At 40.8% G+C, this 14,368-nt stretch carries 10 protein-coding genes; 3 read left to right on the top strand and 7 right to left on the bottom strand.

Features of this window, described 5'->3' with window-relative positions:
- Positions 1-58: 58 nt before the first annotated feature.
- Genes FKG96_RS22115 through FKG96_RS22105 form a run of 3 tightly spaced genes read right to left on the bottom strand, consistent with a single transcriptional unit; the run spans position 59 to position 2,451 of the window.
- Positions 59-1,012 (bottom strand): helix-turn-helix domain-containing protein, encoded by a 954-nt coding sequence (locus FKG96_RS22115; protein ID WP_149106101.1) that lies wholly within the window; start codon positions 1,010-1,012, stop codon positions 59-61.
- A gap of 42 nt (positions 1,013-1,054) precedes the next feature.
- On the bottom strand, positions 1,055-1,501 hold the full coding sequence (locus tag FKG96_RS22110) for a hypothetical protein (protein ID WP_149106100.1): 447 nt from the start codon (positions 1,499-1,501) through the stop codon (positions 1,055-1,057).
- A complete protein-coding gene (locus FKG96_RS22105; RefSeq protein WP_149106099.1) occupies positions 1,498-2,451 on the bottom strand; it encodes a heme-binding domain-containing protein in 954 nt (317 codons plus the stop codon). The genes FKG96_RS22110 and FKG96_RS22105 overlap by 4 nt, the downstream gene beginning before the upstream one ends.
- A 500-nt stretch (positions 2,452-2,951) precedes the next feature.
- Between FKG96_RS22105 and FKG96_RS22100 the strand changes: the two genes are divergently transcribed.
- Positions 2,952-3,317, top strand: a complete 366-nt coding sequence (locus FKG96_RS22100; RefSeq protein WP_149106098.1) for a helix-turn-helix domain-containing protein — start codon at positions 2,952-2,954, stop codon at positions 3,315-3,317.
- Here the strand turns inward: FKG96_RS22100 and FKG96_RS22095 are convergent.
- From FKG96_RS22095 to FKG96_RS22080, 4 genes are all read right to left on the bottom strand, one after another.
- Positions 3,314-4,312 carry an alpha/beta hydrolase gene (locus tag FKG96_RS22095; protein WP_013668104.1) on the bottom strand — a complete coding sequence of 333 codons (999 nt, stop codon included), beginning with the start codon at positions 4,310-4,312 and terminating at the stop codon, positions 3,314-3,316. The genes FKG96_RS22100 and FKG96_RS22095 overlap by 4 nt on opposite strands.
- A 244-nt stretch (positions 4,313-4,556) precedes the next feature.
- Positions 4,557-8,243, bottom strand: coding sequence for a sigma 54-interacting transcriptional regulator (locus FKG96_RS22090; RefSeq protein ID WP_149106097.1), 3,687 nt, complete (start codon positions 8,241-8,243; stop codon positions 4,557-4,559).
- Between the two features lie 279 nt (positions 8,244-8,522).
- Positions 8,523-9,509 carry an alpha/beta hydrolase gene (locus FKG96_RS22085; protein WP_168204587.1) on the bottom strand — a complete coding sequence of 329 codons (987 nt, stop codon included), beginning with the start codon at positions 9,507-9,509 and terminating at the stop codon, positions 8,523-8,525.
- A 70-nt stretch (positions 9,510-9,579) separates the two neighbouring features.
- Positions 9,580-11,121, bottom strand: coding sequence for a catalase (locus FKG96_RS22080; RefSeq protein ID WP_149106095.1), 1,542 nt, complete (start codon positions 11,119-11,121; stop codon positions 9,580-9,582).
- A 218-nt stretch (positions 11,122-11,339) separates the two neighbouring features.
- On the opposite strand from FKG96_RS22080, the gene FKG96_RS22075 reads away from it, so the two are divergent.
- Positions 11,340-13,478, top strand: coding sequence for a sigma 54-interacting transcriptional regulator (locus FKG96_RS22075; RefSeq protein ID WP_149106094.1), 2,139 nt, complete (start codon positions 11,340-11,342; stop codon positions 13,476-13,478).
- A 188-nt stretch (positions 13,479-13,666) separates the two neighbouring features.
- Positions 13,667-14,359, top strand: coding sequence for a LytTR family DNA-binding domain-containing protein (locus tag FKG96_RS22070; protein ID WP_149106093.1), 693 nt, complete (start codon positions 13,667-13,669; stop codon positions 14,357-14,359).
- Positions 14,360-14,368: the final 9 nt, after the last annotated feature.

Here is a 14,368-nt window from a genome sequence, read left to right as displayed (position 1 = left end):
TTAAGCCTGGATTTACTCATGGAGTAATTTTCAGGCTTTTTTGTCTTCACGTAAGCGACTAAGTGAGGCTGTTTGCCAACTGGCTACCAGATTCATTAGCTATCAGGATGGGCGATGGTTGAGTGTTTTGTTTTTGCGTATTACCTTCCCCGTGCCTTAGTACATTCCTGTAGAGTAAGGGTGAAAGACTTGCTTTGTTTTTAAAGTATTTGCTAAAGTGGTATTCATCATGGAAGCCGAGATTAAAAGCAATTTCTTTTATAGGTTTTTCGGTTAAATAAAGCTCTCTTCGTGCCTCAAGTAATATTCTTTCTGCTATTAGGGCTGTTATGGTTTTATCACAATGCGTTTTGACAATTCTCCCCAACGTTTTTACCGAGACATTCAGTAGTGCTGCATACTCACTTGGATTGTGCAACTTTTTGTAGTGCTCATCAATAGCCTTCTTTAACTTTCTAAGAATTTTGGCTTGATGGGTGGTGTCAAGTGATTCAGAAAATATGGTAGGGGTATGGTTTTTTAGTTTGACGCGGGCAGCTTGAATAATTAAAATCTTGAGGTAGGCCACCAATAGGTCGAACTGACCCGCAGCTTCCGTGACGATTGCCAATTCAATTTGTTGAAATAAATTGTCGAACAGCGGAAGATCCACATCGTTGATCTGAATGATGGAACTTCGCCTATCGCGGCTAAAAATAATATTGTCGCATGAGACTTCACTTTGCTGTTTTATCGTATAAAAAAAATCGGGATGAACGTTCATCACGATACCGCTTAATGTCTCTCCTTTTAGAGAGAAAGGGTATTCCGGCTCAAAGAAGAGCAGGGTGTTTTTTGTGATTGGAAATGTGCTGAATTCGGCTTGCAGATCGCCGTTTCCTTCTTGGATCCAGGCAACTGAAAATTGACTTAACCTTTGAGTTTTTTCTATGCAATGATCTTGTGGGAAACGTGAAAACCGAAAGCTGATGCATTGGTCGATGGGACTGGTAAGAAATAAGGGGTATTTCATGATGGCTTTTTAATTAAAATGGGGTGTGTAAGTTGAATACAATTAGGGCAATACGACTAGTTGCTGATTCATAATAAAGGAGATGCGTTGTGTTCTATCAATAGGAAGATCCGCGGAGAATGGACTGTCGAAACAGTCAAGTTTATAGATCGGAACCACTTGACCTTCTTTTGAGCTTATTTTTACCGTTTCAATACATAATAAGGCCCCATTAATCTTACTACCGTACCAAAAGGTATTCGGTTGCTGACGCCAGGTGACAAGCTTGTATAACTCGTTATTTTCGCGCGGCTTCTGCGCTAATTTGTTTTTAAGGGCGAGTTCATTGCCGAATAATACAGCAATTGTGTTTGCTTTCTCATTAATTAACATGGTAATAACCCGAAGGCTGTCGTTTTGGAAAGATAAGTCACGGATGTGACTTGTATAATTACTGGTACAAGCGCTGGCCAATAAAAGGATAAGTCCATATAAAATGCTGCTTTTCATCGTTGTTCGGGTTGTTGTTTAGTAGAAAGGTTAAATACAAAATCGTTCTGTTCGACCGTCTTATGGCAGTCGATACATTCAGTGCTTAAAATAAGTGCATCTCCGTATGGCTTTAGTTGCAGACCGTCAAACCGTGCAAATCCCCACCCACCGGTACTGCGATACTTTCTTTTGTCTTTTACCATGTATTGCAGGTTAATGAATTTACCCGGTCGCACCTGGCCATCTTTATCTTCCAGTTTTTGCCACATGGCCTTTACAATAATGGAACCTTTTGGCCATGGATTGATGTTTTTATTTTGAATTGCTTGTGCAGCGATGGGATTTGCATACAGTACGCGCATGGTACCATTATCAAATCTGGATGTTGTACTCATGACCTGCCAGGTCTTATATGCAGGTATATGTTCAATGCCATTTGGAGAAACACTTTTACGGGCGACTTTATTTTTTGTCCACCCATTGTATTGTGTTAGCGCTATTTCTGTTGCGGTAGAATCTGCCGGTTGCTTTATGGCAAAACCGTCAATATAGGCTTTGAGTATATGTCGGTCAGCAATGGTTATGTGTGCTTTCGGATGAACCTGCAAATAAGACATAAGCGGCATTCTGTCGGCTCTGATTACATTATATACATCCCATAATTTTGCTCTTTTTTCCGATGGATGTAAGGTGTCCCACACGGAAAAGTTCAAGTGCCGTCGCCCTTCTTCTACATCTTTTCTAACGGCAATGGAAATGATAGGCAGTTTATCAAACCAGGCGAGTTTCGTTTCGTTCGAATGGCAATCATAACAGGCTTTTCTGAGTATGTTTTTGACATCTTCGGGAGCCTCTATTTTACTTACTGTTGGGCCATTATTGATGCCACGACCGCCATAGCCGGCAAATAGAAGCGCCGCTAGTGCTGTAAGTAAGACGATGAAAAACTGGAAATTACGTTTTGACATGATAATCGTGTTTAGTTTTTATCAAAAGTACTTCGAGTGGTGTTTCAAGTGCGGGATTTTTAGGTGAATGGCTTGAATGCAACGTTCAACTTGATGAAAATCGGGATAAGCAAAATTAGATTGAGACGTATTCACCGACGAATAGCTCCTGTTCAACGAAAAGTCGGCTGATCGATCTGAAAAGATGGGATATTTGAGTAAAACGATTGTGCCGGAAATCTAAATTGTAAAATTATGAAGAAAACAATTGATGTTTCATTGCTAACTTTAACAGCTTTATATGTATGCTCGATACCTTTGTACCTGTATCATTTGTATGCTGACGGTATTACTGGCGAAAGCGGGTTTGAGACGTTCATATACTACAAGCATTTGCTGTTTTTATTTTTGTTCCTGTTGTTTGACCGATATGGGATGAGATCAAATGTGTCCATGGATGCTTCTTAATGGATTGTAATTAGTGTAACAAATTTTATTTTTGATAGAAAGCTATTTTAAGTATGAGCTACAGTAGACAAGCAACGTTAAGTTGTGATAATAATAGTGATGCTAGCTGTTCTGTGGAAGCTGCGCTTTCCATTATCAGTGGAAAATGGAAACTGAAAATATATAAAATATTGCAACAGGGCACTCCTGTTCGTTTTTCGATGATTGCTAAAGGTTTGGGTGACGTTTCTGAAAAATCACTGAGCTTTCAATTGCGGGAGATGGAAAACGATGGCCTCATTGCTCGAACAGTTTATCCGGAAGTACCGCCTCGGGTGGAATATAGCCTGACCGATTTGGGTAAGTCTCTTCAGATTGTTTTTGAATCGCTGGACGTATGGGGAAAAGCCTATATCAAGGCGAATAAATTAGGTGTTTAAAGGTGTTTTTTTAGCTCTGCACCGCTGTGTGCAAAAAGTGAACGGGTTTGAGGAAGCTCTGCCAGGGCGTTGAATAAACCGAAGTCATGTATGACACCGTTGTAAGTAACCGTTGTTACCAGAACGCCTGCTTTGTCTAATTTTCGTCCGAAAGCTTCGGCTTCTGCTCGCAAAGGATCATTCTCGGCTATTTGTATAAAGGTTCTCGGCAATCCGGCGAGCTGGTCTAAACTGGCGCTGAGTGGAGAAAAATAAATTTCATTTTTATCTTCTTCACAACGCGCATATTGATCGGCTACCCAATTTCGCAAAGAAGAGGCAAAGCGATGGATAATAGTCGGAAGAACTGCAGAAAGTTCTCTTGAAACTCCGCTTGTAATGGGGCATATTAATACCAGTAAACGAAATTGTATTTTGTTTTCCACACTGGCCATCATGGCAATGGCGGCCGCCATATTTCCTCCTGCACTGTTTCCAACTAAGCCGATGCGATCGGCAAAGATGTCGAGCTCTTCTGCATGTTGTGCAATCCATACGCATGCCGCATATATTTCTGTCAGGGCTTGCGGATATTTTGATTCCGGCGAGGGCGTATAATTAATAGAGATACCGGCGCACTGCGACTCTACTACCAAGTCTCGTATCATACGTTTATGCGATTCAAAATTACCGAATACCCAACCACCCCCACAAATGAAAATAAAAGCCGGCAAAGTGCCCGTTTGCGATTTCGGCTTTACTATTTCCAGCGAAAGGGTAAAACCATCGGCGTTGATGTGTTTGGTATAAACGATGACGCCCGATAAATCGGTTTCAATAGCGTTCTGTGTTTCGAAGAATTTCTTTCGAGCGTCGTTGATATTTAACTTATTCAAATCCACCTTGGAGATATCAATGGTTTCCAAGAAATCCTTGGTCTTTTGCGATAGTTTTTCCCAATTGTTGAACTCTTCTGACTCGTTGGCTTTTCTATTTGCTGATGACGGTTTTTTCATGCTAAAACTTTTCTTATCATGCGTTGATAAAGAAAACCGCACTACGCTATTCCGCAATTTTTTAAGCGTTATTGCAGCGAGGTGCTTGCGCATCTTTTGTCATGATAATTCGTTCACAGTTGCCAAAAGTGATGCCAAGGTGTAATGGTCAATAAGTCAGTGTGTTATACATTTTTATGGTTCGTAAAATTACGATTTTTCGTAAAAAATCGTAATTTCATGTCGCGAAAGGAAGTCGCTCTATCTACAATTTATAGGTTTTGGATAAACCAAGACGTTTTATTTTGCTATAAACGGTGGTAGCGGGTAATCCCAATAATTTAGCTGCACCACCCGGCCCGGCGACTTTGCCATTGCACTGCCTCAAAACACTCATTAAATGTTGCTTTTCACTCTCTTTTAGTGAATAACCATTGTTGTAAACAGTTGTTGAAGCATGCTCGTTGGCGGGTGCCAATGGAGCGTTTTCGGGCAAACCTATTTCTTTGATGATTTTTCCGCTTGTCATGAGCATCGCGCGCTCTATATAGTGTTCAAGCTCTCTGACGTTTCCCGGCCAATTATAATGTAATAGCTTTTGCATAACATCCTGCGACAGACCGCTTATTTCTTTGCCGATTTTTCGGTTATATTTCTGAATAAAATGTTGTACAAGCATGGTCATATCTTGCTTCCTGTCTCGAAGTGCCGGGGCCATTATTGGAAAGACATTTAGCCGATAAAATAAGTCGGCCCGGAAGGTCCCTGCCGTAACTTCTTGCTGCAGATTTCTGTTGGTGGCGGCGATGATACGCACATTCACCTTGATTGCCGTACTGCCACCAACCCGTTCAAATTCCCGTTCTTGCAAAACACGTAATAATTTAACCTGAAGCTCTAAAGGCATTTCGCCTACCTCATCAAGAAACAGCGTTCCTTGGTGAGCCAGTTCGAACTTTCCGATTTTGCGTTCAAAAGCGCCGGTGAAACTGCCCTTTTCATGGCCGAATAGCTCACTTTCAATTAAGTTTGCCGGCATCGCGGCGCAGTTGATTTTTACCATTAATTTATTTTTTCGAGCGGAATGATTATGTATGGCTCTTGCAAGCAACTCTTTTCCTGTACCGGTTTCCCCGGATATAAGTACGGTGCTGTCTGATTGGGATACTTGATCTATGAGGTGAAAAACGTTTTGCATTAAGGGCGAATCACCTATGATCTCACTATACTCATAATGTGTCTTAATCTCTTCGTGCAGCAGTAAATTCTCTTCCTCCAGTTTCCTTTTATAACTTTCAATTTGTTGAAATTGCTTCGCTATTTTCGCACTCGATATTAAATTTGAAACCGCAACCGCAATCTGAGATGAAATGCCTCGTATGATGCCGAGCTTTTCGGGTGGAAAACTGTTGTCATGATCACTGAAGAGCAATAGGAAGCCCATGTATTTTCCTTCTACTTTAATTGCCAATACACCTATTTCCTTGATACCGCTCTCATAGTTCATCTCTACAAATACGGGCATAGACCGATCATGTCGTGCTTCTTCTGTTTTGAAAAGTTCAAGCTGCCCTGACGTTATCGGTTTTTGAAAGAGCGGACATTTCATCGAAAAACGATTGTTTTTGACAATTTCATCAAACTTAGGGTGATTGAAATTTCGAGAATGTGGATCTAAAATGAATGGGCTGGTGGTTTCGCCCCCTTCGTCTATTAAACCGATCACTGAATGGGAAAAGTAGAAGATTTTCTTCAGTTTTTCATTGACAATATGTGAAAAATCTTCGCTACTCTTAATCGCTGCAAATTGATTGCTTAGCTCTAGCAGTTGTGCCTGTTCTTGTTCCCGTTTCTTAAGTGATTCATAAGATTTTGCATTTTTTAATGCAATCGTGAGATAGGGAACAAGCATGTTGAACCGTTCGGTTGCTTGTTCCAGATCCGTATCTGTTGGAAATGTTGTAAACAAAACTGCACTGATATCGTGTTCAATTGGTATTGGAAAACAACCGATAGTCGTTGGTTCGCTGTTTTCCGATGTAGGAGTAAGAAAGGGGCGGAGTTCATTGGGTAAATCTTTGGCTTCCATAAACGTCGCATCCTTTTTGACAACAAGTTTTAACAACTGGTGCCCCGCTATATTTTCCCACTGCGTATCACTCAATATGAGGTTGTCTGATTGATGGTTTTGAAAGGTATTAATGGTTAATAATGAAAACTGTTTTTCAACGCTTTTAACCAGAACGATAGAGGCTTTTTCAAAGGAAATGACGTTTGTTAAACCGTTAAAGATAAAATCGAACAAATCGATGCTATTTTGAAAAGAAGCTAAACTTTTTCCTAAATCAATAAGCGACCGACGTTGCTTTTCCTTTGTTGCCAATAGGTCTTTCGAAATAAGCGAATTGGTAGTCAACGACAGAAGAAAACTCAGGGAAAATTTGAAAAATGGTTCCAGTTCCGGAAAACCTGTCTTTTCTGAAAATAGCATCAAACTTCCAATAAACTTTCCATCGTTTTGTAGGGTAATGATTAACGCTGTTTTGATTCCGGTTTCTTTACAGAACGCAAGATGTTCTGCTTTAAGTGCTTTGTTGACGGGAAGATTCTTAACGTCATAAACCTCGACCGAGTACTCTTCGTTGCATGTTTGTAATTCTGTAAGCGAAGAAAGGCAATTAGTTAACCACTCTTTAAAATAAGGATGGGCTCTTCGCTTAGCCTCGAAATGATTTAGGTAAGAGCCATCACGGGTGAGCTCTTTTAAAGGAATCAATAGCGCTATGTCATTATATTCCCATATCTTCCGCAGATGCTCTGATAATATAGGTAAAAAGCCCTCGCTGGTATAAACTGATGATAGTGCTAAACGTAACTCTTTTATAAAAGCTCTTTCATTACTAATCCGGAGCTGCTCTTCTTGTCCTTTCAAGAACAAAAGCTTCTCTACAATAGATGCTTCGAAAGGCTCAATTGCTTTCAAGTTAATATCATGGTCGTTAGGTGTATAGATTGAAAGTACAGCAATTACATGATCACCATCGATAAGCGGTATGTTGTACATATTGATTTCTGCGCCGTTTTCTTCTATAATAATCTCCTTTTGCAAGGTTCTGCTGGTAAATACCAGATCGATGACGGATCCGGACAGGTTTAATCCTGAACAACGGAACGCAAAACTAACGGTTTGGTCATCCGTTGTTTTTTTGGTGTCCAAAAACATGCAATAACGTTCGTAATCAGCACTAATTATAGAAATGTTGGCATGTTCTGCTCCTATATAGGGAAGAAAATGCCTTAATAGCCAATTTTTTACTTCTTTCTTGGTATAACAGGTAGCCAGTATCGTGTGCAATCGCCTTTCTTGCTGATGTAGCTCAATAGCACGTGTTAGCAATTTCGTTTCCTGTATTTTTGAGAAAGCTAAACGGAGGTATAACGCAATTGACTTACATAAGATGAACAGGTTTTCCGGGTCTGTTCCGTTCCCGGAAGATTTATCGAAAAACAACGCGAAGTCGTGATTCAATTCGAGAATGGGTATCGCTACCACCTCCTCCGCGCGGAGCATAGTGAAAATAGCGGCGATACCATTTCCTTTACCGATTCCGTGGCTGTCGATTTCGAGAAAAAGGGGTACGCCTGCTTCAACAACCTTATTGAAGTAGTTGTCAAAATAATCACATGGTGATTCCTGATAAACCCGAAAAAATTCTGATTGCTTATCTGAAATAGAAAGCAAATGATCGATAGAGTAGGTTATTTTGTCTTCATTTAGGCGACAAAGCAGGATACTCGTCGTGCCAAAAATTGGCTTCAGTCGTTGTCTCAAAATCGACAACATTTCCTCAATCGATTTGGCCTTACTCAAAGACAAGGATAATTTTTCAAGAATGTCTTCTCTGTTGAACGATACGCTTGTTGGATAACCCATTTCGAAACCATTTTTCATATCATATATTTTTTGTCTCCTCGCATAAAGCGATGATTTTCAATTTAATTTGCAGGCTGATCGTTTGAGTAGCTGATCTTGCTATATTGTTTAAAACCCTAAACGAGCGACATGAAAAAAATACTCATACGAAACAATAATTTTTATTGAAAAAAGATACTGCTATTGGCTGCTGTGGTTTAGTAATGACAGAACTTATTGAGTAAGTGACTTGTTTTAAAAAAAAGAAAGCCTTTCCTCAACATGAGGAAAGGCTTTCGCTACCACAATATATGAAAACTATTCAGACAGCGCCTTTTTAATTACGGTAGCTGCTTGTAATAAGGCCGTTTGAACGGCAGGAATTTCTGCAATCGGGTTCAGTAAGCCATAATCATGGATCAAACCTTGATAGCGTGTTAATGTAACAGGTACACCTGCTTCATCCAACTTTCTGGCATAGGCCTCACCTTCATCTCTTAGCACGTCGTTTTCGGCAGTCTGCACTAATGCCGGCGGAAGTCCCTTCAGCTGTTCGACACTGGCTTGCAAGGGTGATGCATATATTTCCTTCCGTTTATTTTTCTCAGGCAAATAGTTGTCCCAGAACCATATCATCATATTACGGGTAAGAAAACGTTCGTTGGCCATCTGATGGTAAGATTCAGTGTCAAAGTCCGCGTCTGTTACGGGCCATAGGAGCACTTGAAGTTTCAGCATTGGGCCTTTTTTTTCTTTTGCCATAAGGGCGACGGAAGCGGCCATATTTCCTCCCACGCTATTGCCAACAATGGCTAAATTTTTACCGTTTACGCCTATCTCATGCCCCTTTTCAGCAACCCATTTTGTGGCTGCGTATAGTTGATTGATTGCAATGGGATACTTGGCTTCCGGAGACGGCGTATAGTCGGGAAATACTGCTACGGCACCACTTCCTACTACTAAATCACGTACTAGGCGCTTGTGGGTAGGATAGTCACCTAACACCCATCCACCACCATGTACATAAATAAAGACAGGTGCGTTGCTTTTTACGCCAACCGGTTTAACAATATGAATGGTAACGGTTTGGCCGTCTTGCGTAATTTCTTTTTCTGATTCTTCAATGCCGGCGTAGTTGACGGTTACGGAATTTTGTGCGTCCACGAGTACTTGCCTCGCATCACTAGGCGAAAGTTTTTCAATCGGCTCGCCCTTGCCTGCGTTTAGTGCTTTTAGAAAACCACGCACCTCTCGGAGGATATGTGGATCGTTTTCCGCTTTAATTGTTTGATTTGTTTGTGCCATGATAACTGAATTTAGCGTTAGACATACTATCCATGTAAAGATAATTGGGTTGATTATTGTATTTTTCATATTATAAAAATTTAATGGGTAAACGGTATTGGTGTATTGATCTTTGGTTTTTGACACAGGGGCTGCTCTGATAAGAGGGCGGGCTAACACCTAAACCTTCTGCTATTATTTGTGCCAGCGTCTGATCTACTTGGCAGAAATGGTAAAGCTGGCGATGAATAATTTCCAGCGATTTTTCACCGGTAATGCCCTGCATTGACTTGATGATATTTAAACAGAGGTCGCCGCGCTCTTTATCATCCAACACTTCCCTGAATAAAACCCCGGGTTGGCTATAATGGTCATTTTCTCCTTCGCTATTTCTATCATACCAGTCGGCTATGGCGTTGCCCAGTTTTATAGGAAGCTCCTTATACTCATGCTCAATAAATAATTGATCAAAACTGTTTGGGTAATAATTTGCGGAACCATCTCCATTGTTAGTTACGGTCATCAACCCATCGCGTTGATAATTATGTACTGCGAATAGGCATTGGTTGACCGGGATCTGTTCATAATTGACACCCAGCCGATAGCGTTGGGCATCTGGATAGGAGAGGATTCTGCCTTGGAGCACTTTATCAGGCGAGTAGCTAATACCATCTATTACATGGGCCGGTGCGAAAGCGAGCTGCTCGACTTGGGCAAAATAGTTACTTGGATTTTTGTTCAGTTCCAATACCCCTACTTCTATCAGAGGGAATTCTTTTTGGCTCCAGGTTTTGGTGATATCAAACGGGTTAAAAGCTAATTTGCTGCATTGATCGGTCGTCATCACCTGAATAAATAAGGTCCATTTGGGAAAATTGCCGCTTTCGATTGCCTCGAATAAATCCCGTTGCGAAAAATCAGGATCTGCACTGCGCATTTGTAGGGCTTCGTCATGGCTGAAATTCTTGATGCCCTGTTGTGTACGAAAGTGAAACTTGACGTATACACGTTCATTTTTTGCGTTGATCATGCTAAAGGCATGACTGCCATAACCATGCATGTGCCGTAAACCATAGGGGGTTCCTCTATTGCTCATTAAAATGAGTACTTGATGCAAACTTTCGGGATTAAAGCTGAAAAAGTCCCATATGCGGGTAGCGCTGCGTAGGTTGTGATAGGGGTCGCGTTTTTGGCTATGGATAAAGTCTGAAAATTTTTTAGGATCTTTTATGAAAAAAACGGGTGTATTATTGCCTACCAAATCCCAATTACCATCTTCCGTATAGAATTTGACAGCAAATCCTCTCGGATCTCTTTCTGAGTCGGCACTGCCTTTTTCTCCCGCAATGGTAGACATGCGCAAGATTATTTTCGTCTGTTTACCTAGCTGATTAAAAAGTTTAGCCCGTGTATATCGAGTAATATCTTTGGTAACTGTAAAGGTTCCGAAGGCGGCAGAACCTTTTGCATGAACCACACGTTCCGGGATCCGTTCTCTGTTAAAGTGAGCCATTTTTTCATGCAATATATAGTCTTCCAACAGCAGTGGCCCACGGGGGCCTACACTGCGAGAATCTTGTTCATATACGTAAGGAATCCCGGATGCGGACCTGAGTTTGAATAGATCTTCCATTGTATTAATTTTGTGTTTTGATACCTGTTATTTAGTTACTTTATGGCGTAGATACCGCAATATATTTACCTGCCCATAAACAGCTGACTTTACAAATCATTGGTGAAGGTAATTCAGTAGTGGATGGCCCTGTTTTTTTTTCGATGAATAGGGGATATCAATAGCCGAATAACAAAAAAATAATCATGAAATTTATTCGAATTAAAAGCTAACATGACATGTCAAAGGTTGAAGAGCGAGTACCCGAAAAACATTTAGACGCAGCATCCTTGCTGACAAGAGATTCTATGATTCACCTAAGTCAGTTGCTTGCCACGATTCGCACGAAAGAAGAGTTGCAACTTTTTGTACGAAATCAGTTGTTTTCGTTGGTATCCTTCAAAGAAGGATTGGTTTGCATCTTTGATAAAACAACCGAAAACTATAACCCCTTTTTTGCCAGCCATTCATTTGAACAATTATCTTTCGATGAGCAGCTATGGCACGCGACACTGGCACGCGAATCAAAGGCTATAAATGAGGCAGTCGATCGCTCTGAGTTGCAAGGTAACTTGTTTACCTTCAATATGTTTGAGCAGCTTGTGGTGGATGGCCATTTCGCTGAGATTTCAATGGATCATCTGGTGTTGGTAGGATGTCGCTTACAAATGGGCGATCATCTGGTTGGTTTACTTTGCCTTGTTCTAAATAAATCACAATATCACGCTAGTTATGCGGAGAAAATGTTAGCATGGATTTCAGGCCATTTAACAACGGTTTTAGCGAATATATTAGCGGCAGAACAATTACAGAGAAGAGAATATGAGCAGCGCGCGTTACTGGCAATCAGTAACGATTTTGCAGCAATAAAAAATTCCGGGGATTTTTTGGATATCGTCAATCTTAAACTGAAAAAGCTTTTTGATTTTTCGCATAGCGTGCTGAGCTTGATAACGGAGGATGGTAAATACCTATACCCTTATATTTTTGATCCAAAAAACCCCAATATAAGCCATCGCCTTTATGAGGGTGCGATAAAACTTAAGTTTTCAACCAATTATCATATTTTTAAAGAACCTTTGGATACCGGTGATGTCTTGGTTTATTCGGTAGATGAGCTGATGAAAGACAAAGATGCGCCAGTCTTCATAAAAATAAATCATGACAACAAGATGAAGGAGATGGCCGTGCTGGCCTTAGGAACGGAGGGATCTTACACCGGATTTATTCAGTTTTGGACCCGCGTGGAGGGTACATTTTCTCCTTCATGTTTAGATATTATTCGTAGCGTATCGCAACAGTTGGCAATCGCTTTATCCAATTTATTGGCAAAGGATAAAATTGCCGAGCAGTTAGCCGAGATAGAGCTTTATAAACGTAAATTGGAGGAACAGAATATATCGCTTCAAGAAGAGTTGAGTGCACAGTACAGGTATAGCGAAATCGTAGGGGAGGGAAAGGCTATCAAGTCGGTATTTAACGCCATTGGACAGGTAGCAAGCTCGGATAGTACTGTTCTTATTGCCGGTGAAACGGGTACAGGTAAAGAGTTGATTGCTAAAGAAATTCACAACCGCTCTAAACGGAGTGCTAAATTAATGGTTAAGATCAATTGCGCGGCGATACCGCTGAATTTAATAGAAAGTGAATTATTTGGGCATGAAAAAGGTAGTTTTACAGGTGCCGGCGAGCGGAAGTTGGGTAAATTTGAACTGGCAAATGGTGGGACGCTTTTTCTTGACGAGGTTGGAGAGATGCCGATGGAAGTACAGTCAAAACTATTACGTGTACTGCAAGAACGAGAAATTGAACGCGTAGGTGCTAACTTTCCGATACCGATTGATGTACGGATTATTGCTGCAACAAATCGAAATCTGTTGCATGAAGTAACGGCCGGAAACTTCCGGGCGGATTTATATTACCGCTTAAATGTGTTTCCGATAAATGTCCCCCCGTTGCGGGAACGAAAGGAGGACATACCCATATTAGTTGAACACTTTTTGGATAAACATGCAAAGAAAATAGGAAAGAAACTAGTTGGCGTGTCGAGAGAGGTCCTTCGGAAGTTTCGGGATTATGATTGGCCCGGAAACGTGCGAGAACTGGAACATGTTATCGAACGCAGCATTCTAATGGCATCGCAAGCGCTCATTACCGAAGCTTATTTGCCGGATAGACATCTTGATAAAATTGTTTCGCAACCCAGCGAGCTATCTTCTACATTAACACACGAAATGCATCAAATTACGCAAGTATTGCGATCGTGTGGTGGTAAAGTATCCGGCCCCGGGGGAGCAGCGGAGCTATTGGGAATCCCACCTTCTACTTTATTCAGTAAATTAAAGCGTTTGGGGATCAAACGAAATTACGCCTTGTAAATTTTTATGTGGGCTAGCATTGCGTAAAATTACGCGTGTAGCAAATGGGGTGTGTTTCGTAATATTATGTCGTGTTTTTACGCGTCGTCGCTGATTTACGATTATTGTTTTATGTAATTATCTGTTTTTCAGTGTTTTATTTTTGGTATCAAGATTGAATATCATTTGCCAAATAAAATTGCCAAGACATGAATTGCTTAATCATTGACGACGACGAACACACTAGAAAAACGATGATTGACTTAGCGGAGCAGTCTGCTATCGTTTCATCTATTTTCCATTGTTCGAATGGCCTCGAAGCTCATGAGTACCTCCATCAAAGCCGACCGGATTTATTGCTTGTAGATGTGAAGGTGCTTAAGCTTCCAGGTGCAGAATTAATTACGCAGTCGATTGAAAGTTTACCTTCTCTCATTTTAACTTCTACAGGCTCCGCGTATCTAAGAAAATTTTCGAATTTTAACGTGATTGATTACTTAAAGAAGCCGTTAGAGATTGATCGGTTTATGCTAGCTTTGAATAGGGCTCGTATAATGATACGTGCACAACAGCTACTAAAAAAGGAAGGAAGCGAATTTATTTATGTTCGTGATAGAACTTGTTTCCGTCGATTGGATATAAACGAAGTGCTTTATGTGGAGGCAATGGGAGACTATGTGAAAATTCATCTTCAGAACAGCTTTTTTCTAACGCACTCAACCTTGAAGACCGTTGAAGATCGATTACCATCGGAATTGTTTATCCGTATTCATCGTAAGTACATAGTAGCACTTAGTAAGATCGAGATGATACAAGAAAATGCGTTGATTGTTGGTGGCACTTTTTTGCCAATTGCCGAGAGGCATCGGAAAATACTGGGTAATAAAATAACTGTTTTGTAGAAACGGGCC

It is taken from the genome of Olivibacter sp. LS-1, from assembly GCF_008245145.1.
In the GTDB taxonomy this organism is placed as follows: Bacteria; Bacteroidota; Bacteroidia; order Sphingobacteriales; family Sphingobacteriaceae; genus Olivibacter; species Olivibacter oleidegradans.
This window is presented reverse-complemented; position numbering and strand designations above follow the sequence as displayed.